The organism is Cupriavidus sp. Met-2 (assembly GCF_049843575.1).
Lineage (GTDB): Bacteria > Pseudomonadota > Gammaproteobacteria > Burkholderiales > Burkholderiaceae > Cupriavidus > Cupriavidus metallidurans.
Genome location: NZ_JBBHZL010000008.1, coordinates 210,038 through 230,167, shown reverse-complemented (window position 1 = coordinate 230,167; position 20,130 = coordinate 210,038). Strand labels below are relative to the sequence as shown.

Annotated in this window: 18 protein-coding genes and 1 tRNA gene; 9 read left to right on the top strand and 10 right to left on the bottom strand. The window is 65.2% G+C overall.

Annotation, left to right across the window (positions count from 1 at the left end; all coding sequences use genetic code 11):
• Window positions 1-30 precede the first annotated feature (30 nt).
• The 3 genes from WD006_RS18565 to WD006_RS18555 are packed head-to-tail and all read right to left on the bottom strand — an operon-like array spanning window position 31 to window position 2,786.
• Window positions 31-420: a thioredoxin family protein gene (locus WD006_RS18565; RefSeq protein WP_011517983.1), complete on the bottom strand. Its 390-nt coding sequence runs from the start codon at window positions 418-420 to the stop codon at window positions 31-33.
• Between the two features lie 36 nt (window positions 421-456).
• On the bottom strand, window positions 457-1,572 hold the full coding sequence (gene dprA, locus WD006_RS18560) for a DNA-processing protein DprA (protein ID WP_011517982.1): 1,116 nt from the start codon (window positions 1,570-1,572) through the stop codon (window positions 457-459).
• Between the two features lie 38 nt (window positions 1,573-1,610).
• The gene (locus tag WD006_RS18555) at window positions 1,611-2,786 is read right to left on the bottom strand and encodes a LysM peptidoglycan-binding domain-containing protein (RefSeq protein ID WP_029306835.1); all 1,176 of its coding nucleotides are present in this window, start codon (window positions 2,784-2,786) and stop codon (window positions 1,611-1,613) included.
• A 164-nt stretch (window positions 2,787-2,950) separates the two neighbouring features.
• On the opposite strand from WD006_RS18555, the gene def reads away from it, so the two are divergent.
• From def to WD006_RS18515, 8 genes are all read left to right on the top strand, one after another.
• The gene (gene def / locus WD006_RS18550; RefSeq protein ID WP_011517980.1) at window positions 2,951-3,457 is read left to right on the top strand and encodes a peptide deformylase; all 507 of its coding nucleotides are present in this window, start codon (window positions 2,951-2,953) and stop codon (window positions 3,455-3,457) included.
• Between the two features lie 115 nt (window positions 3,458-3,572).
• A complete protein-coding gene (gene fmt, locus WD006_RS18545) occupies window positions 3,573-4,571 on the top strand; it encodes a methionyl-tRNA formyltransferase (protein ID WP_029306836.1) in 999 nt (332 codons plus the stop codon).
• A 164-nt stretch (window positions 4,572-4,735) separates the two neighbouring features.
• Window positions 4,736-5,596 carry a zinc metalloprotease HtpX gene (gene htpX / locus WD006_RS18540; protein ID WP_008641022.1) on the top strand — a complete coding sequence of 287 codons (861 nt, stop codon included), beginning with the start codon at window positions 4,736-4,738 and terminating at the stop codon, window positions 5,594-5,596.
• A gap of 145 nt (window positions 5,597-5,741) precedes the next feature.
• Entirely contained in the window at window positions 5,742-7,115 is a 1,374-nt protein-coding gene (gene rsmB / locus WD006_RS18535) for a 16S rRNA (cytosine(967)-C(5))-methyltransferase RsmB (protein WP_011517978.1), read from the top strand.
• Window positions 7,116-7,124: 9 nt separating this feature from the next.
• Entirely contained in the window at window positions 7,125-7,955 is an 831-nt protein-coding gene (locus WD006_RS18530) for a DUF4390 domain-containing protein (protein WP_011517977.1), read from the top strand.
• A complete protein-coding gene (locus tag WD006_RS18525; protein ID WP_011517976.1) occupies window positions 7,952-10,435 on the top strand; it encodes a sensor histidine kinase in 2,484 nt (827 codons plus the stop codon). The genes WD006_RS18530 and WD006_RS18525 overlap by 4 nt, the downstream gene beginning before the upstream one ends.
• 56 nt (window positions 10,436-10,491) lie before the next feature.
• Window positions 10,492-11,208: a response regulator gene (locus WD006_RS18520; RefSeq protein WP_011517975.1), complete on the top strand. Its 717-nt coding sequence runs from the start codon at window positions 10,492-10,494 to the stop codon at window positions 11,206-11,208.
• Window positions 11,209-11,265: 57 nt separating this feature from the next.
• Window positions 11,266-11,341, top strand: a tRNA-Phe gene (locus WD006_RS18515).
• A 117-nt stretch (window positions 11,342-11,458) separates the two neighbouring features.
• Here WD006_RS18515 and WD006_RS18510 read toward each other — a convergent pair.
• Genes WD006_RS18510 through WD006_RS18500 form a run of 3 tightly spaced genes read right to left on the bottom strand, consistent with a single transcriptional unit; the run spans window position 11,459 to window position 14,507 of the window.
• The gene (locus tag WD006_RS18510; protein WP_011517974.1) at window positions 11,459-12,844 is read right to left on the bottom strand and encodes a sodium:solute symporter family protein; all 1,386 of its coding nucleotides are present in this window, start codon (window positions 12,842-12,844) and stop codon (window positions 11,459-11,461) included.
• A gap of 18 nt (window positions 12,845-12,862) precedes the next feature.
• Window positions 12,863-13,072 (bottom strand): DUF3311 domain-containing protein, encoded by a 210-nt coding sequence (locus tag WD006_RS18505; protein WP_011517973.1) that lies wholly within the window; start codon window positions 13,070-13,072, stop codon window positions 12,863-12,865.
• 13 nt (window positions 13,073-13,085) lie between these two features.
• A complete protein-coding gene (locus WD006_RS18500) occupies window positions 13,086-14,507 on the bottom strand; it encodes an amidase family protein (protein ID WP_011517972.1) in 1,422 nt (473 codons plus the stop codon).
• Window positions 14,508-14,691: 184 nt separating this feature from the next.
• Here WD006_RS18500 and WD006_RS18495 point away from each other — a divergent pair, with 184 nt between their 5' ends.
• Window positions 14,692-15,600: a LysR substrate-binding domain-containing protein gene (locus WD006_RS18495; protein WP_011517971.1), complete on the top strand. Its 909-nt coding sequence runs from the start codon at window positions 14,692-14,694 to the stop codon at window positions 15,598-15,600.
• 9 nt (window positions 15,601-15,609) lie between these two features.
• On the opposite strand, the gene WD006_RS18490 is transcribed toward WD006_RS18495, so the two are convergent.
• The 4 genes from WD006_RS18490 to WD006_RS18475 all read right to left on the bottom strand — a co-directional run bounded on the left by WD006_RS18490 (window position 15,610) and on the right by WD006_RS18475 (window position 20,129).
• Window positions 15,610-17,091, bottom strand: coding sequence for a dihydrolipoyl dehydrogenase family protein (locus tag WD006_RS18490; RefSeq protein WP_011517970.1), 1,482 nt, complete (start codon window positions 17,089-17,091; stop codon window positions 15,610-15,612).
• An 81-nt stretch (window positions 17,092-17,172) separates the two neighbouring features.
• On the bottom strand, window positions 17,173-18,084 hold the full coding sequence (locus WD006_RS18485) for a patatin-like phospholipase family protein (RefSeq protein WP_011517969.1): 912 nt from the start codon (window positions 18,082-18,084) through the stop codon (window positions 17,173-17,175).
• A gap of 8 nt (window positions 18,085-18,092) precedes the next feature.
• Window positions 18,093-18,509, bottom strand: coding sequence for a PaaI family thioesterase (locus WD006_RS18480; protein ID WP_008641008.1), 417 nt, complete (start codon window positions 18,507-18,509; stop codon window positions 18,093-18,095).
• 105 nt (window positions 18,510-18,614) lie between these two features.
• Window positions 18,615-20,129: a tripartite tricarboxylate transporter permease gene (locus WD006_RS18475; RefSeq protein WP_011517968.1), complete on the bottom strand. Its 1,515-nt coding sequence runs from the start codon at window positions 20,127-20,129 to the stop codon at window positions 18,615-18,617.
• Between the last annotated feature and the right edge of the window lies 1 nt (window position 20,130).

Here is a 20,130-nt window from a genome sequence, read left to right as displayed (position 1 = left end):
ACGCGGCACCACGCAACGCCGGCCTGCTTCCTACCCAAGCAACCAGTCGAGCACTTGAGGAATCTCCGACGCCGTTGCCGGCATCGCACTGCCACGCACCAGCATCCGGTCCAGAACTTCCAGGTGGGGCAACACCGTTCCGTAAAAGTGCGGTGCCCCTCCGGCAATGGGCTGAATCAATACAGTAGGAAAGTTTTCGATATCGATGTCCTCACCCAGCCGATCGGCATGGGTTTCGATATCGACCCAGACAAAACAGTCGTCCGGATAGCGTGCCGCCAACGCCGCAAACCCGCTCACATATTCCTTGCAGGTCCCACACCAGTCGGCGCACAGGCACGCAACCAGACGGCCGCCTGGGCGCGCCGCCAGAGCCTGACGGATGGCTGCGAGATCTCGCTCGGGGAAGTAAACGGTCATTGCGCACAAAAAATGAGACGGTTGCGATACCGCGGATCATGCCAGACGTCGGTAACGATTGCCGGCCATGCGTTCGACCGTTCCCCCAAGCTCAAGCTCCAGAAGCATTGCCGCCGCCATATGCGGCGCGAGACCAGACCGCTCGCACAACGCATCGAACGTGACAGGATCATAGGCGAGGGCGGCGCCGAACGGATCACCGGGCACTGGCGCCGAATCGGGTACGGGTACCGGGGCGACAGAAGCCACCCCGCCCGGATCGCCGAACTCCTCGAACACGTCGGCCGGTGTCTCGACCAGCTTGGCCCCCTGACGGATCAGCTTGTGGCAGCCTCGGGCCAGCTCCGCATGGATCGATCCCGGCATCGCGAATACCTCCCTGCCGATCTCGGACGCCAGCCGCGCCGTAATCAGCGAACCCGACCGCTCCGCCGCCTCCACCACCAGCACGCCGCGAGACAGCGCCGCAATGATACGGTTGCGACGCGGAAAGTGGTTCGGCAACCCGGGCGTGCCGAGTGCAAACTCGCTGACGATGGCACCGCCCGCGTCGACGATCCGATGTGCCAGCGCATGATGCCTGCCCGGGTAGACGATGTCGGCGCCCGTCCCGATCACTGCCACGGTGCCGCCCGGCCCCTCAAGTGCCCCGGCGTGGGCTGCGGCGTCGATGCCGAGCGCAAGGCCGGACACCACTGTCCATCCGGCATTGGAAAACGCTGATGCAAATGCCTGGGCATCGCGCGCGCCTTGCGTTGTCGCCTTGCGCGCGCCGACCATGCCAAGCGCTGGGCCGGCCAGACGGGCAGGGTCTCCATTGATATAGAGCAGCAGGGGAGGGTCGGCCAGATCGAGCAGGCCCGCCGGGTAACCGGCATCGGCCATCGTGACCATGGCATGGCGGGCATCGGCCAACCACGCAACCGTCCGGTCGATCAACGCCGACATGGCGGCATCCAGCGGCGCGTTCAATACACACGCCACCTTGGCATCCACCACTTCACGCAGGCTTGCCAGGTTCTGGGCGAGCACAGTCTGCGGCAGGCCGAACTTCGCCAGCAGGCGTCGTCCGGCCAGTGCGCTGACGCCCGGCGTCGCCGTTAGCCGCAGCCAGGCTGCGACCTCGGCGGGATCGCGAGTCGAATCGGTCATCGGCAACGATGCGGCGCGTGGCAGGGCACGCGCCCTGGTCAGCGCGGCGTCGAGGCGATATCGCCAACCTTCATCACGTTGGACGCGTCGGTCACCAGCGCGTACGCAACGCCCGGGAACACGCGGTAGACGTACGCGAGACCGTAGCGATCATCGGGCAACTCGATAGCGCGATTGCCATCGGTCGGATCGGCGACGTGGCCGCCATCGCTCGAGAGCGCCAGCACGTGGCCCGGCTCCAGACCGGCGTTGGCGCCAATATTGAGCACCACGATCTGCTTGGCGCCGCCATAGCGCACGCCGCCATACACCGCGGCGACACGTCCCTCGACTTCACCATCGGGAGCATGCGGCACATAGCGGATCAGTTCGCGCTGCGGCTGCGGCAGCAGCAGCGATCCCGGACCGATTTCCTGCAGGGACTGGGTGGCCTGGACCGTGGTCACCGCGTTGGGGCCCTCGGGTCCGCGCGTCACGCGCACGCTGCCTTCGTAAGCCGCCTCGAAGCCGATTACCCGGCCGGTGACCGGATCGAGCACGGGGCTGGCCGGCCGGAATGCCTGCCAGTCGCTGCCGAGCGAGGCGTCGGCCGGCGCAATGCCACGCGCGTAGGCCATGTCACCGCGCCCCATATAGACACGGGCGTCGGGCAGAGCGACGATGCGCGCCGAGGTATCCACCGTGCCTTGGTCAACGACGAGCGGACGGATCAGGAACGGCTCGATATCGCTGGAGGCAATGCTCTGGATGGCCTCGCCGTCGCCACCATTCCCGCGAATGCGCGGGGACAGGCGGACGTCGCCGCTGGCACCGCCCGGAGGGTTGGTGGACAGGTAGGCGCGGCCATCGCGCTGGACCAGATAAAGAATCTGGCCCGGATAGATCAGGTGAGGATTGTGGACCTGCTGCCGGTTCATGCCCCACAGCTGGGGCCAGCGCCAGGGCTGGCGCAGGTACTGTCCGGAAATGCCCCAAAGCGTGTCGCCCGAACGCACCGTATACTGACTGGGCGCATTGGGCGAGAGGTCGGCAACGGGGATGCCCTGCTGTGCCGTGCGATCGGCCTCCGCAAGCTGGACCGGCGAGACGCTCAGGTCAGCGGCCTGAACCGCCATGGTCGCCCCAGTTGTGATCCCTGCGACACTCAAGATGGCGAGGGTGAACGCGTGCAGCCTGCGGCCCGACGCCGCCTGTTCTTTGGTAAGATCGCGCATTTTCCTGAACCGGTCGGGAGAACGACCGGATTGACCCTAGGTAGAGCGTGCCTGCTGCGGCGCGCCTTGAATTTTTGTACTAGCGCCCCGATTCTGCATGGAAACCCCGGTCGCCGCAACGGCGGCTGGACCGTGGACAGCACCCGGCGTTGCGCCCGAGCATCATGGCAAAACTCGACATCCTCACCTACCCCGATCCTCGCCTGCACAAAGTGGCCAAGCCCGTGGAGGTGGTGGACGACCGCATCCGCCAGCTCGTGAAAGACATGGCCGAAACCATGTACGAAGCGCCCGGCATCGGCCTGGCCGCGACGCAAGTGGACGTGCACGAGCGCGTGATCGTGATCGACATTTCCGAGAGCCGCGACGAGTTGATGGTGTTCATCAACCCCGAGGTCACTTGGGCCAGCGAGAACCGCAAGGTATGGGAAGAGGGCTGCCTGTCGGTGCCCGAAGTCTATGACCGCGTGGAGCGCCCGGATCGCGTCAAGGTACGCGCGCTCGACGAGAAGGGCGAAGCGTTCGAGCTCGACGCCGACGATCTGCTCGCTGTATGTATACAGCACGAGATCGATCACCTCGACGGCAAGGTATTCGTGGAATATCTGTCGCCACTCAAGCTCCAACGCATCAAGAGCAAGCTCCAGAAGCGCGTGCGCTCGCGCATGTAAGGATGTAACAATCGCGCGGAAGCGGAAACGCCTCTGCTAAGGTTACAGCTTCCGAAGAACACATACGTACCCGGCCGCTATGCGGCCGGTGTCGTTTTCATTGCGGAATATCGTCATGACCCAAGCCCAGCCACTGCGCGTCGCTTTTGCGGGAACGCCGGAATTCGCGCGCGTCGCCCTTGAGGCCATTCACGCTGCCGGATTTCCGGTGGTCGCCGTGCTGACCCAGCCAGACCGGCCCGCCGGCCGCGGCATGCAATTGCAGGCCAGCCCGGTCAAACAGTTTGCCGTCGAGGCCGGCCTGGGCCCAGTGCTGCAGCCACGCTCGTTGCGCCGCCAGGGCAAGTATCCGGAGGAAGCCGGCGCGGCCGTCGACACGCTCGCGGAAATCGCACCCGATGTGATGGTGGTGGCCGCCTACGGGCTGATTCTGCCGACCGAAGTCCTTGAGTTGCCGCGTCATGGCTGCCTGAATATCCATGCCTCGCTGCTGCCGCGGTGGCGCGGCGCCGCGCCGATCCACCGCGCGATCGAGGCGGGGGACCCGGAGACCGGCATCACGCTGATGCAGATGGACGAGGGGCTCGACACCGGCGCGATGCTGTCGCGCGAGTCCACGCCGATCGGCCCCCAGGACAGTACCGGCACGCTGCATGACACACTGGCCGCGCTCGGCGGGCGCATGATCGTGGACGCGCTGCGCCAGCTCGCCGCAGGCCAGCCGCTCACCGCCACGCCGCAGCCCGAAGCCGGCGTCACCTACGCGGAAAAGATCGCCAAGGATGAGGCACCGCTCGACCTGACGCGCCCGGCCATCGAACTGGCGAACCAGATCCGCGCCTTCAATCCGTTCCCGGGCGCCACGGTGCAAGTCGGCGACACCATCATCAAGTGCTGGCAGGCGCTGCCGCTGGCTGCCGCCACGAGCCTGCCGCATCCCCCGGGTACGATCCTGGCCGCCGACACAGCCGGCGTGATCATCGCCTGCGGCAATGGCAGCGCCCTGCAGGTCACCGAGCTGCAGAAGCCCGGCGGCCGGCGCCAGCCGGCGCAACAGTTCCTGCAGGCCATGCCGCTGCCACCGGGAACGCGCTGCCTGATTGCCGGCGCCTAGCGGGCACTGCGTGGCGAGTGCTGCAGCAATGTGACGCCGGATTATCACAATGCGTAAAACACCGCCTCCGGCATTGAATTTCCACGGTTCGCACCCTATCTAACCGTTATCGTGTCCACGCAGGGGCGTGGCACGCGACTGACAGACGATCTGGAGATCAAGCCATGTTCAACTGGGTCAAGACCTTCATGCTGATGGCCGCGATCACGGCGCTGTTCGTTGTGATCGGCGGCATGATCGGCGGACGCAACGGCATGACATTCGCCCTGCTGATCGCGCTCGGCATGAACTTCTTCTCCTACTGGTTCTCGGACAAGATGGTCCTGCGCATGTACAACGCGCAGGAAGTGGATGCCAGCACCGCGCCGCAGTTCTACAACATGGTGCACGAGCTTTCGCAGCGTGCCGGCCTGCCGATGCCGCGCGTGTACCTGATCAACGAGGACGCGCCAAACGCGTTTGCCACGGGCCGCAATCCCGAGCACGCGGCGGTGGCCGCCACCACGGGCATCCTGCGGGTGCTGTCGGACCGCGAACTGCGCGGCGTGATGGCCCACGAACTCGCGCACGTGAAGCATCGCGACATCCTGACCTCGACCATCGCCGCGACGATGGCCGGCGCCATTTCCGCGCTGGCCAATATGGCGATGTTCTTCGGCGGGCGCGACGAGAACGGCAACCGCTCGAATCCGATTGCCGCCATCGCCGTGGCGATCCTGGCGCCGCTGGCGGCATCATTGATCCAGATGGCGATCTCGCGGGCCCGCGAATTCGAGGCCGACCGCGGCGGCGCGGAGATCAGCGGAGACCCGCAGGCCCTGGCCAGCGCGCTCGACAAGATCCATCGCTACGCCCAGGGCATTCCGTTCCAGGCCGCCGAGGAGCATCCGGCCACGGCGCAGATGATGATCATGAATCCGCTCTCGGGCGGCGGGATCGCGAACCTGTTCTCGACCCACCCCGCCACGGAGGAACGGATCGCGCGCCTGATGCAGATGGCGCAGACCGGCACCTACCCGGCCTGACGCGCATTGCCACGTTTCCGGGGGCTCATGCCAGGTAACGGGTAAACTGCCCGCTGTGTTCCGTCAGGAGCCGGCGGGCTTTTTCGTATCCGCACGCGCCCGACGGCCCGTACCACCCGTTTTTTGCAGATTTCCGGTATTTCCCATGCGCCTGCCACCAGATTCCCTTGCCTTCCAGATGCTCGGCGCCGCCGCTGCAGTACGCGGCGTCCATGAAGGCACGGCCCTGCCGCAAGCCATCGAGGACGCCACCAACCTGCTGCGCCTGGACCGCGTGCGCGATGCCGCGACGCGCGGCGCCATCCAGGACCTGGCCTATCGCACCGTGCGGCAGTTCGGCGCCACACGCGCCCTGGTGACGCAACTGGTCACACGCCCGCCCGGCGCGCTGGTCGACTCCCTGCTGGCCGTGGCGCTCGCGCTGCTGCTCGAAGGCGAGGAGGGCGATCGGAGCAAGGTCGGACGCGGCGGCTACTCCGACTTCACCGTCGTCGATCAGGCCGTCAGCGCGGCGGCCTCGGAGCCAAAGACCGCCCACGCGCGCGGGCTCGTCAACGCAGTACTGCGCCGGTTCCTGCGTGAGCGCAAGGCCCTGATGGACGCGATCGCCAAGGACGAGGAAGCGCGCTGGAACCTGCCCACGTGGTGGCTTGAGCAACTCCGCGCCGCATACCCGGATCGATGGATGGCATTGGCAGAGAGCGTCAATGTCCGCCCGCCAATGACATTGCGCGTCAACACCAAGCGCCTGTCGGTCGACGAATACCTGAAGGAACTGGCCAACGCGGGCATGGCGGGCACCGCCATCGGCCCTCAGGCCGTGCGGCTGGTTCGGGCATTTCCGGTATCGCAAGTGCCAGGTTTCGCCACCGGCGATGTCTCCGTACAGGATGCCGGCGCCCAGCTTGCCGCGCCGCTCTGCGAGGTTGCCGACGGGATGCGCGTGCTGGACGCCTGCGCGGCCCCCGGAGGCAAGACCGGCCATCTGCTCGAACTGGCCGATATCCATGTGACCGCCGTGGAGAGCGATGCGGAGCGAGCCGCGCGCATTCATGAGAATCTGGCCCGCCTGGACCAGCGTGCCGAGGTCATCGTTGGCGATGCCAGCCGCCCGAAGGACTGGTGGGATGGCCAGCAGTTCGACCGCATTCTGGCCGATGTGCCGTGCTCGGCGTCGGGCATCGTCCGACGCCATCCCGATATCCGCTGGCTGCGACGCGAATCGGACATCGCGAAGCTTGTCAATGAGCAACGTCGCATCGTGTCGCAATTGTGGTCGCTCCTTAAGCCAGGCGGCATTCTGGTCTATGTGACCTGTTCTATTTTCCCAACGGAGGGCGAGGAGCAGGCGCTCTGGTTTGGTGCCCAGCTCCCAGATGCGATACGATTGCAGGCGCCCGGGCAGCTCCTGCCCGGCACGAAGGCGCAGGAGACGGCCGGCACCAACATGGCCGGCCAGCCAAGCCTGCCATCGGATCACGATGGCTTCTACTACGCCCGCTTCCAGAAACGCGCCTGAATTCCACCGATGCTGAGCACGCCGCGCCTGTTCGACCTACGTGTCCCCGGTCACGCGTTGCGCGAGTGCCCGGCAGACTCGCTGGTGAACACACTCCGCGCATGGTGCGCGGCCACGATGATGCTGCTGATGCTGATGGTGCTTGCCCCGCATGCATCGGCGCAGCTCATCGAGACCACCGAGGCCCGCATCGAGTACCAGGACGGCGGGTTCGATCTCGCCGCGTCGTTCGACTTCGACCTGCCCCCCGCGCTGGAAGACGCCCTGCACAAGGGCATCTCGCTCTATTTCGTCGTCGACTTCCAGCTCACGCGCCCACGCTGGTACTGGTTCGACGAGAAGCCGGTCAACACCATGCGCACGGTGCGCATTTCCTATCAGCCGTTGACGCGCCAGTACCGCGTGTCGACCGGCGGCCTGCAGTTGCCGTTCAGCCGCCTCAAGAGCGCGCTGCAGTTCATCCAGCAGGTACGCGGCTGGCGTGTGTTCGAACGCAACCAGGTCAGGCTCGGCGAGACCTATCACGCCGAAACACGGATGCGCCTGGACCTGTCCCAGCTACCTAAACCGTTTCAGATCAACGCCGTGAATACGCGTGAGTGGAACCTATCGTCGGAGTGGAAGCGCTTCAACTACACGGTGCCGACCAATCTCGACGCGCCGCCGCCGCCGGCCCCGGTAGCACCGCCACCCGTTGCGCCACCCGCACCGCCGGCCATGCCCGGCTCGTCACCAACGCCCGCTTCGGCCGTCAGCGGAGAACCACGCACGCAGTTCTCGCAAACGCTGTCTAACGCGTTGTCCACGAACCAACTGGTCCAGCCGGTCAGCCAGCCATGAACGGCAATCCGTGGGACAGCAGATTCCGACGCCTGCTCTATCGCGTCGTGGTGGGCATCATCGTCTTCCTGGCGTTGGTGCTGGTGGGACTGCTAGCCGGAGCCTCGGCCAATACCGAGTTCTTCGACCGCTATTTCACGCTGCTCTTCAAGATCAATCTCGTCGTCGGCGCCTTGCTGGTGCTGACCGTGGGCGCGCTCGCGCTGACGCTCTGGCTGCGCTATCGCCGCGGCAAGTTCGGCACGCGGCTGATGTCGAAGCTTGCCGTGTTCTTCGGCGTGGTGGGCGTATTGCCGGGCGTTCTGATCTATCTCGTCTCGCTGCAGTTTGTTTCCCGCAGTATCGAGTCGTGGTTCGACGTGCGCGTGGAAACCGCGCTCGAGGCCGGCCTCAATCTCGGCCGCTCCACCATCGACAGCCAGTTGGCCGACCTTCAGGGCAAGGCACGCTTGATGGCCGACCAGCTGACCGGCTCGACCGGCATGGCAACGTCACTGCAACTGAACCGCCTGCGCGAGCAGTACGGCGTACAGGAAGCCGCGATCTTTACAGGCAGCGGCCGCGTGCTGGCAACCGCGTCGAGCAGCTATGCGTCGCTGGTGCCGGACCTGCCATCCGGCGTGCTGGCAGAGCAAGCGCGCATGGCCGGAGGCTATGCGGCAGTGGAGGGTGGCACCGATCCGTCGACTGGCGACAAACCGCAGCCCAATGTCGATAGCAGCCATCTCTACCGGCTGCGCGTGATCATTCCGCTGGGGCCCGCGCCGAGCGCGGCAGCCTCCGACGATCAGGCACAGGCCACTGCAAGCGCTGCCGTAGCCGCGGCGGCGCGTACCCAGCATCCCCCGCCAAAACTCGGCCTGCCCGTGCCGAGCAGTCGTTGGGCAGGCTCGGGCCTGTCCGTGGAGCGCCGCCCCGAGGATGCGCCCGCCACGGGCTTCGGCCTGGTGGGCGACACTGTGCGCGAGGAGCGATACCTGCAGGTCCTGCACCCGGTACCTGGCGTGCTGGCGCGCAATGCCGACGAGGTCCAGCGGGCCTATCAGGAATATCAGGAAAAGGCGCTGGGCCGCACCGGCCTGCGCAAGATGTACATTGGCACGCTGACGCTGACGCTGTTCCTCGCCGTGTTTATCGCCGTGATGCTGGCGCTGCTGCTGGGCGGCCAGCTAGCCCGCCCGCTGCTGATGCTGCTGCAGGGCACGAAGGAAGTGGCGGAGGGCGACCTCTCTCCCAAGCGTGAACTCAAGAGCCGCGACGAACTCGGGATGCTGACCCAGCAGTTCAACCAGATGACGCGCCAGCTTGCTGAAGCGCGCATCGCCGTGGAAGAGAATCGCAGTGCGCTCGAGCAGTCGAAGGCGTATCTGGAAAGCGTGCTGCGGAATCTGACCGCAGGTGTGCTCGTGTTCGACCGGCGCTTTGTGCTGATCACCACCAACCCCGGCGCCGAGCGCATCTTCCGCCAGCCGCTCAACGGTGTGCTGGGGCACCCGGTGGAACAGATCCCCGGCATGAACGACTTCGCGGAGATCGTGCGTCAGGCATTTTCCGAGCAGACCACCAGCGAGGTCCTGGGTGGCGCGCAGCACTGGCAGAAGCAGATCGAGTTGCCGCAGGGCGACGAGGAGCAGCCGCTCACACTGCTGGTTCGCGGCGCGCATCTTCCTGGCGGCAGCCATGACGAACCGGGCTACGTGGTGGTGTTCGACGATATCTCAGACGTGATCTCGGCACAGCGTTCGGTGGCCTGGGGAGAAGTGGCGCGCCGTCTTGCCCACGAGATCAAGAATCCGCTGACACCGATCCAGCTATCGGCGGAACGGCTGCAGATGAAGCTGTCCCCTAAACTTGAGACGTCGGATGCCGAAGTACTGAAACGTGGGGCGGCGACAATCGTCAACCAGGTGGCAGCGATGAAGCGCATGGTCGATGATTTCCGCGACTACGCGCGCACGCCGCCGGCTGTGATGCAGTCGCTGCCGCTCAACGGCCTGGTGTCGGAAGTCCTGCATCTTTACGGCATCGATGACCCTGCCGTGCACGAGCACCCCGTGATCCATCCGACGCTGGACACGGATATGCCTGAAATCAAAGGCGATCCGACCCAACTCAGGCAAGTGATTCACAACCTGTTGCAAAATGCCCAGGATGCGGTGGCGGAGAACGTTGCGGCCGGTAGGGCGGCGCCCCATATCACTCTGCACACCGAGACTGTAGAATACAAAGATTCTGCCGGCGAAGACCGGCAAGCCGTCAAGCTGTCCATAGCGGACAATGGCCCCGGCTTCGCACCACGGATTCTGAGCCGCGCGTTCGAACCCTATGTGACCACGAAGGCCAAGGGCACGGGTCTCGGGCTGGCGATGGTGAAAAAGATCATTGACGAACATGGCGCACGCATCGAGGTGCGCAATCGCATGAACGGCACCGAGATCATTGGCGCTCAGATCTCGATCCTGTTCGTTAAGCTGGCATAGTCAATCTTGCGCACCGGCAACGTCCGGTGACGCTGCGGTGGGGTTAAGAGGAACGTATGGCAACCATCCTCGTAGTCGATGACGAAATGGGTATCCGGGAGCTGCTCTCGGAAATCCTGAGCGACGAAGGCCACGTGGTCGAAGTGGCGGAGAACGCCCAGCAGGCACGCGAGTTTCGTGCAGGCGCGACGCCGGACCTGGTGCTGCTCGATATCTGGATGCCAGATACGGACGGCGTGACGCTGCTCAAGGAGTGGTCGGCACAGGGCTTCCTGACCATGCCGGTCATCATGATGTCCGGCCATGCGACGATCGACACGGCCGTCGAAGCCACCAAGATCGGCGCGCTCAACTTCCTTGAGAAGCCGATCGCGCTGCAGAAGCTGCTGTCCGCCGTCGAGGCAGGGCTGGCCCGTGGCGTCGAGCGCCCACGTGCCGCGCCTTCCGTGGTGGCCGCACCTGCCGCCGTCAGCACGGGCGAAGCCGCGGTCTCCGCGATAGCAACCGCCGAAGTACCGGCCGAGGCCATCGCGAACGGCACGGCCACACGCGGTGTACCCGAAGGTGAAATGCAGTTCTCGTTCGACATGCCGCTGCGTGAAGCCCGCGACCTGTTCGAGCGTGCGTACTTCGAGTACCACCTGGTGCGCGAACACGGCAGCATGACCCGTGTGGCGGAGAAGACCGGTCTGGAGCGTACCCACCTGTACCGCAAGCTCAAGCAGCTGGGCGTGGAACTGGGCCGCAACAAGCCCGAGCCGACCGAACAATAAGTGGCTCGACAAAACGCTTGACGAACCAATTTTGCACAGTTATAGTTTCGCTTCTTTGGCCCGGTAGCTCAGTCGGTAGAGCAGAGGATTGAAAATCCTTGTGTCGGCGGTTCGATTCCGTCCCAGGCCACCAGATTCAAGCAAAACGGACGCTTCGGCGTCCGTTTTGCTTTTTGCGTTCTGCATTTGGCCGGTTGGAATCGGGCGATGCCCGATCCCGCGACCATCAAGCATCTGGCCTGCTGTGCGACTACGCCGTCGCCTGAAGCCCCTTCGGGGTACGGAGCAGGTTCAGCACCACCATCACCACGACGTTCGCCGCGAGGCAGGGCAGTCCCAGGTTGATGCCACCCAGATCCACCTTCTCGAGATACAGCACGACCGCCATCAACTGGCCGGTCAGGATGCCCAGCACCACCGCGCTTGGCCTGACACGTAGCGAGAACAGGATGACGATCATCCCTGGCAGGAACTGCGTCACGCCGTAGTACGTGGTGTTGATCAGCGTGAGCATCAGGTTCGGCGCCATCAGCGTCATCAGGATTGACACGATCAGGTACACGACGATCACCCCCTTTGCACCTGCCTTCTGCCTGGACTCTGGCAGGTGCGGCAGCAGGTTGCGCGTGACGATGGGACCGATCGCCAGACACATGCCCGTCAGCACCAGCAGGCCCGACAGCGCCGCGGCCGCCGCCACCAGGCCCAGTAGCCAGGAGGGCAGCAGGTGGGTGGCCGCCACGAAGAAGGCCTCGTTCGCCGTTGCAAGTGTGTCGCTGCGCGTCAGCGCGTAGTACGACGCCAGTACCAGGAACGGATACATCAGCATGTACAGCGGCATGGCCACCTGCGTGCGGCGGATCGTATCTGCGCTTTTCGCGGTGTAGATGAACTGCACCGAGATCGGCATCATGTAGAAGCCAAGCGACTGGAACAATATCGTGCTCATCGAGAAACGTAGCTGCTCGTCGTTCATCCGGTTGCTGACGTGCTCGCTCGCCACGTGGAAGACCTTCGCTACGCCAACTTCGCCCGCAACCGCCAGGCCCGTCACCACGATCGCCACCACCATCAGCACGTCCTTGAGCACCGCCACGTAGGCCGACGAACGCACGCCGGAAATGGCGATGTACGTGAAGGCGAGCACCGCCGCGATCAGGACCAGATGGAGCGGCTGGAAGCTCCAGCCCAGCCCCCGGAACGCGGCGATCAGGCCAGTGAACTGGAGCTGTGCCATCGGCAGCAGGAACAGGATCGACGACAGCGCGACTACGAACTCCACGGCGCGGTTGTCGAAGTGGCCCTTGAACAGGTCCGCCAGTGTGATGGCATTGAAGCGCTGGCCGGCCTCCCAGATCTTCGGCGCCAGGAAGTAGCCGAGCGGATAGGCCAGCAGGATGTAGCCCAGGAACCAGATGCCGTAGGTCGGCCCCTTCGCGTAGATACCGCCGGCGAAGCCCACCATCGTGGCCACGCTGTAGATCTCGCCAGCCGCCAGGAAGAACACGAGGAACGCGCCGAACTGCCGGGACGCGACGAAGAAGTCATGAGCGCTTTGCGACCCCGTTCCCTTGCGCGAACGCAGGGCCAGGTACAGCGACAGGACGATGAAGCCGAGGAAAACCGCTGTGGACATAAGAGTGGCTCCCGGAAGTCAGGCGTCCAGCCGACGCTCGGCGTCGACAGGACGGTCGAAGAAACGCCAGCAGACGTAGAGGCACACCGACGTCAGCACGAACCAGGCGAACATCCACGCATAGACGAATGGCACGCCGAGCACGAAGGTGTCCACCGACGCAACCCAGGGCAGCAGCCCCAGCACGCCAACGTAGGGAATGCCGATGCCGATCAGTAGCTTGAGCATGACCGGACTCCTTTCAGCGCGCGGCCGACGTCTGGGGATCGATCGGCGTCATCACGCCGCAGCGCGCCTCGATGGCCTCACCGGCGGACAGGATCAGGCTTTCCTGAAAGCGCCCGGCTACCAGTTGCACACCCATTGGCAAGCCTCCTGCCAATCCAGTGGGCACGGACAGCCCAGGCAGGCCGAGAATCGCCGTTGCAAGCAGCGGACTCTGCGCGTCGAGGATGTGGCGTGCGGCATCAGCGCCCTGACGGTCTGCGTCGATCAGGAACGGGCGTTGCCAGGACACGGGCATCAGCAGCAGCGGGTAGCGTTCAAAGAACTGCTGCCACTCGCGCAGCAGCGTGGTGCGTCGCGCCAGGGCGTTCATGTATCCGGCGAGATCCAGCGATGCTGTCTGACGCCGTTGGGTGCCGATGGCAGCGCGCACGGCATCGTCGCCGTCACGCTCGATGATGTCGCCCAGGCCAGCGGCCAGTTCGTTCATCGTCAGTGCCAGCCACAGGTCGGTCGCCTCCTGGAATCGAGGTGGCACGACTTCCTCGATCACGCAGCCGGCATCCTCGAGCCAGCGAGCCGCCTGCCTTACGGCGGCCGTGACCGCTTCGTCAGCCGTGAAGCCCGGCAGGGTCGCGCAAACGGCAACGCGTGTCGGAAAGGTCTTGTGAGCGCTACCAACCGAGGCCGAAGCCTGCCAGGGGTCACGGCTGTCCGGCGCGGCCATCGCGGTCAGCGCCAGACGCAGGTCGCGTACCGTGCGCGCCAGCGGCCCCTGCACGGACGATAGCTGCGCACCCATCGTGCGCTCACGCAACTGCGAGGGATTGAAGGCCGGCACCAGACCCTGTGTCGGGCGCAGCCCGGCAACACCGCAGGCATAGGCCGGATAGCGAATCGAGCCGCCCTGGTCATTGCCGTGCGCAATGGCGCCGATACCGGCCGCCACCGCAGCCGAGGCACCGCCGCTGGACCCGCCCGGTGTATGGCTGGCGTTCCACGGATTGAGGGTACGGCCATGCAGGTCGTTGTCAGTGAACCAGCGCAGCGAGAATGCCGGCGTGTTGGTGCGGCCGATGATCACGGCGCCGGCCTTGCGGAGATTGGCAACCACCGGGCTGTCCACGCTGGCCACCGTGTCCTGGAACGCCACCACGCCATTGGTCGTGGCACGGCCCGCCATGTCGACGTTGACCTTCACCGTCACGGGAACGCCGTGCAGCGGCCCAAGCAACTCGCCCCGGGCCAGCGCCGCATCGGCGTCGGCCGCTGCCTGCATCGCCTCGTACGCCAGCACGTCGACGACGGCATTGATCGATGGATTGACCGCATCCAGTCGGGCCAGGCTACTGGCAACAACCTCCACCGACGATACCTCGCGCTTTGCGATCTGGCTGGCCGCCTCGGCCGCGCTCCAACGCCACAGCTCGTTGCTCATACGTCTGTCTCCTGTTTCCGTGTTTTGAGTTTTGTGTTCGGCCGCCTGTGGGGCTGACGGCACGTCGGAGAAAGACTAGTCCGCTATGATGCATACCAAAAGACAATACTTTTCCGATGGTGACCACTAAAAGTTGTCATCGTTTGCGGTGCGGCAGGTCACCTGCCCTGGGGAGACAACACACATGCGAGACCATCAACTGAAGGCGTGGCTGCGGCTGGTCGAAACCGGCAGCATTCGCGGCGCCGCGCGCAGTCTGCACCTGAGCCAGGCAGCGATTACGAAGGCCATTCGGGAACTGGAAGAAGACCTCGATGCGCCGCTGATCGTCAGAAGCTCGCGCGGTATCACGCTCACCGAGTGCGGTCGCCAGCTGACCGTCCGCGCGCGGCAGTCGCAGAACCAGCTTACGCTCGCGCGCCAGGACATCCGTCAGTTGATGGGCGGCGAAAAAGCCCGCGTGTCGGTCGCGGTGACGCCGATGGTGTTCCTGAGCGTGCTCCCCGATGTCCTGCGAGATTTCAGGCGCAGCATGCCGCTGGCCGACCTGACGCTCGAAGAGGGCCTGATGCCCGCGGTATTGCCCGCGCTGCGCGCCGGCACGGTCGACTTCGCGATTGCCGCGCTGATTCCGGAAACGCTGGGCAGCGAGTTCGATTTCGAGCCGTTGAAGACGCTCGACGTCATGATCGCGGGCCGCCGTGGACACCCGCTGGCCAACGCCACGCGCTGGGAAGAACTGGTGGAGTGCGACTGGCTGATGCAGCTATCGCCAGGCAGCCAGCACACCTTCCTGCTCGATCAGTTGCAGCAACTCGGCCTGCCACTTCCCCGGCGCATCATCAAGACCAATACGTTCGGCGTGACGTCGAGTCTGCTGGTCAGCACCGATGCGGTGTCGACGATCCCGAGCAGCATCCTGAAGGTGGGTCCCCAGTCCGAGCAGCTCACGCGCATCCCCGTGGACGTACCGCTGCGGCCCCTGACGCTCGGCATTGTGACGCTGCGCGACAACCCGCTCTCGCTGGCCGCCACGCGATTCTCGAACCTGTTTCGCGAGGCACTGTCGCGCGTGAATCCGGCGCTGGACTAGTTCGCATCCCTAGCCGAACAGTTCCTCCGCCACCGTGGGATGCAGTGGCATCGTCGTCTTCAGATGCGCATCCTTCACGCCGAGGCGCAGTGCGACGGCAAAGGTCTGGATGATCTCCGGCGCGGCGTTGTCCATCAGGTGCGCACCCAGCACCCGTCCGCTGCGCGCGTTGAACACCAGCTTGAACACCGAGGGCTGCGCCACGCCGCCGAAGCGGTTCTCCAGCGACACAAACCGCTTGATCTCGGTGCGCACGCGATCGGCTCTGCCGCCGGCGGCTTCGATCGCCTGTGCCTCAGTCAATCCCACCGCTCCGATCGCGGGTTCGCTGAACACGGCGGTCGGCACGAAATCGAAATCGGCAATATCACCACGTTTGCCGAACAACCGATCTGCAAGCCAGCGCCCCTGCGCGATGGCTACCGGCGTCAGATGCAGATTCCGATCCATGCAGTCGCCGATCGCATGGATCGAGCGCACCGTGGTGCGGAACTGCCGATCGACGCAAATGCCGCCGCGCTCGCCAAGCTGCACGCCAAGCGCATCGAGCCCAAGTTCGGCGATGCTGGGCCGACGCCCGATCGCCGCGAGTACCGCCTGCGCGCGCACGGTCTGCGTGCGGCCAGGATTGTTCTGCTGCGTGTAGCAGACTTCGGTCGCGCCGTTGGCCTGCGACAGCATCGTCACGTCGGCCCGGAAATGGAGTCGCACGCCCTTTGCCGCGAGCGCCTCGGCCAGCGCGGCGGCGATATCGTGATCGAACTTCGGCAGCAGGCGATCCCCGCGCACCAGCAGGTCCACTTTCACGCCATAGCGCGAGAGAATCGACGCCATCTCCACGGCAATGTAGCCGCCGCCGATCACCGCGATGGATGCAGGCACGGTCTGCCAGGTGAACACGTCATCGGACGAACTCGCCAGCTCGCCGCCCGGAACGGGCAGGGCGAGGGGATGCGCGCCAGTGGCGATCAGCGTCTTGCGCGTGCGGATGATCTCGTTACCGACCACCACCTCGTCCGCTCCACTGAGCCGCGCATCGCCATGCAGGATCTCGACGCCGGCCTCATTGAGCCGTTGCGCGTACGACGCATTGAGCCGCGCCACTTCGGCATTCACGCGCACGCTGGCATCGCGCCAGTCTTCCTTGCCGCCGGTATGTGACAGGCACGTCGAGAGGATCGACGCCCAGTTCGCGCCATAGGAGAGCATCTTCTTTGGCACGCACCCGCGATTCACGCAGGTACCGCCAATGGCGTCGCGCTCGACCAGTATCACGCGTGCGCCATGCGATGCCGCGCGACGCGCCGCGGCCACGCCACCGGAGCCTGCGCCGATCACGACGAAATCCGCTTCACGCGTGGTGGGCCGCACGGAACGCTTGCGGCGCGGCACACGCTCGACAACCGGCTCCGCGCTAACCTCACTGGCGCGGCGCCGGGCTTTTGCCGTTGTCTTCGTGGTGGTCGCCGTTGATGCCTGACGCTTAGTCATTCATGCCTCCTTGCCTGGCAGCCCTTGGCCGCATTGCACATTGCACACACGATCGACCGGCGCCAATCTGGCGCATACCACTCAAGACGCCGGCAACAGTTCCTCTCTTATCTCGGGCCACTCGCGCAGAAATGTTTCCGCATCGCGGCAGCCCAGGTCGTACGCATGCGTCATCGCCTCGGGCCGGGTGTAGTCCCAGCTCGAAATCGGCACACGCATCGACGGTTGCAGATACAGGCGACGCTGGCCGTCCACCTCGAGCACGAAGCGGCGCGGGCGTGGATACAGCCTGGTCACCAGCACCAGCACATTGCCCGGCGTGGCATCGAGCGCATCGACGGGGACGTTGTCGACCAGTCCGCCGTCGAGCACCGCGCGGCCATCCCGGCGAAGTACTGGCGTGAACGGTGGCGTCGATGCCGATTGCAGCAGCAGATCGGCCAGATCCTCGGGCGACCGGCAATCCTGCGCGCGCACGAACTCCGGATGAAAGCCGAGCTTGCGGCCCAGTCTCGGATGCAGTGTCTTGAGCAGGTGCTTGTCGATGTTGTACGCGAGCAGTCCGGCCGCTACGGCCAGACGCGGGCCGCTCCAGCGCGGGATATGCGCGACGCCGATGCGAATCTCCGGCGCTTCCTGCAATCGCTCCAGACGGCTGTCGCCAAACAGCGAAAGCAATGCGTTGCGATAGATGCCGTAGTGCGGAAATACGCGTTCGCGCCGCAGCAGGTTGCCCCAGTACGCATTGCGCGAATTGTTGGCCAGCACCTCGCGGTAGTAGGCCATGGTCTGCTTCGAATCATTCGCGTAGACCATGCACGCCGTCGCCGCGCCCGCCGAGATGCCGGCGATCACGCGCGGCCTCAGTTTCAGCTCTGGCTCCACGGTGTCCCACCATCCGGCCTGCCACCAGCAGCGGTTGCCACCACCAGCGAAAACGATCTGGTCGAACGGCTGCGCACTTGTCGAAGGGAGGGAAGTGGAGGTCGACATGCCGGCGTTCAAAGCAGCGCGTAGGTGGTAGTGGCCTGCACGGCGAGCTTGCCGTCCTTGCCAGTGAGTTCGATCTCGCCGAACACCACGGTCTTGCCGAGCCGCAACACGTTGGCGCGCACAAGCACATCGCCGTCGATCACGGGACGCATGAAGTTGGTGGTGAGGCTGACGGTCGTCATCGGGCGGAAATTGCCCAGGGCGTTCGCGATGGCGACGATCATCGCCGTGTCCGCCGCGGACATCAGCACCTGCCCGCACACCACGCCGCCGGCGTGGCGAAGGCTTTCGCTGAAAGGCAGACGCAGTGTCACGCCATCGGCATCGACGGCTTCGGCACGCAGGCCAAGCTCACGCACCCAGGGGGCCAGCACGCGTTCGAGCGTGGCGTCGATGTCGGCTAGCGTGAAAGTGGATTCGGGCACGATCCGTGTCTCCTCGGCGCACGATGTTGTTTGCGCCAATGATACAGGGGGCCGAAGCCCCCTGCCCAAACCCGCCGGGCCGCCCCGAAGGGCGGTACCTGGGATTTATGCCGCGTTGTCCGCTTCCGCGCGCGCGGTTGTACGGCTGGCGTGCCAGCGCAGCAGACGCGGGAGCACCACCACCGCCACGGTCATGGCCAGGATGGTTGCCGAGATCGGCTGCTTGATGAACAGGCTCCAGTCGCCCTGACCGATCGACAGCGCATTGCGAAGCTGCTTCTCGGCCATCGGCCCCAGAATCAGGCCGACGATGACTGGCGCGGTCGGGAAATCGAAGCGGCGCATCGCCATGCCGAGCAGGCCGATCACGAACAGCAGCAGCAGATCGAACCACGACTGGCGGATGCCGTACGCGCCCAGGCCTGCGAAGATCAGAATGCCACCGTACAGCAGCGGCGTCGGCACGCGCAGCATGCGCACCCACAGGCCGATTGCCGGCAGGTTCAGCACCAGCAGCATCACGTTGCCGATATACAGCGAAGCGAGCAGACCCCACACCAGATCGCCCGAGGTCTGGAACAGCATCGGACCCGGTTGCAGGTTGTAGTTCTGGAACGCCGCCAGCAAGATTGCCGTGGTGTTCGAAGTCGGGATGCCCAGCGTCAGCAGCGGGGCCAGCGTGGCGGTCACCGCGGCGTTGTTGGCGGCCTCGGGGCCAGCCACGCCTTCGATCGCGCCAACGCGGCCGAACTCGTCCTTGTGGTCGGACAGCTTCTTCTCAGTGGCATACGACAGGAACGTCGGAATCTCCGCGCCGCCGGCCGGAATCAGGCCGAACGGGAAGCCGATAACCGTGCCGCGAATCCAGGCCGGCACCGAGCGCTTCCAGTCCGACTTGTTCATGTGGACCGAGCTCAGTTTGTTGAACGTGCCTTCGGGCTGCGGGAAGAAGGCGTTGAACAGCGCCTCGCCCACCGCGAACAGGCCCACGGCCACCACGACAATGTCGATACCGTCGTAGAGTTCCTGCACGTCCATCGAATAGCGTGTCTGGCCGGACAGCGAATCCATGCCGATCAGGCCGATACCAAGACCCAGGAACAGGCTGGTCATGCCGCGCAGCAGCGACGAACCGAGCACGGCCGAAACGGTCGTGAAGGCCAGCAGCATGATCATGAAGTACTCGCCCGGGCCAAACTGCAGCGCCACGTCGGCAGCCACCGGCGCGAACATCGACAGCAGCACCGTGGCGATCGTGCCCGCTACGAAGGAACCGATCGCGGCCGTGGCCAGCGCCGGGCCGGCACGGCCGTTCTTGGCCATCAGGTTGCCTTCCATCGCGGTGACCATTGTCGACGACTCGCCCGGCGTGTTCATCAGGATCGAGGTCGTCGAGCCGCCGTACATCGCGCCGTAGTAGATGCCGGCGAACATGATCAGCGCGGCGGTCGGTTCCACCTTCGCGGTCAGAGGCAGCAGCATTGCCACGGTCAGCGCCGGGCCGATGCCCGGCAGCACGCCGATCGCGGTGCCCAGGAAGCAGCCCACCAGGGCCCACATCAGGTTAAGCGGCGTGATGGCCACGGCAAAGCCGTGCATCAACTGGTTCAGGGTATCCATG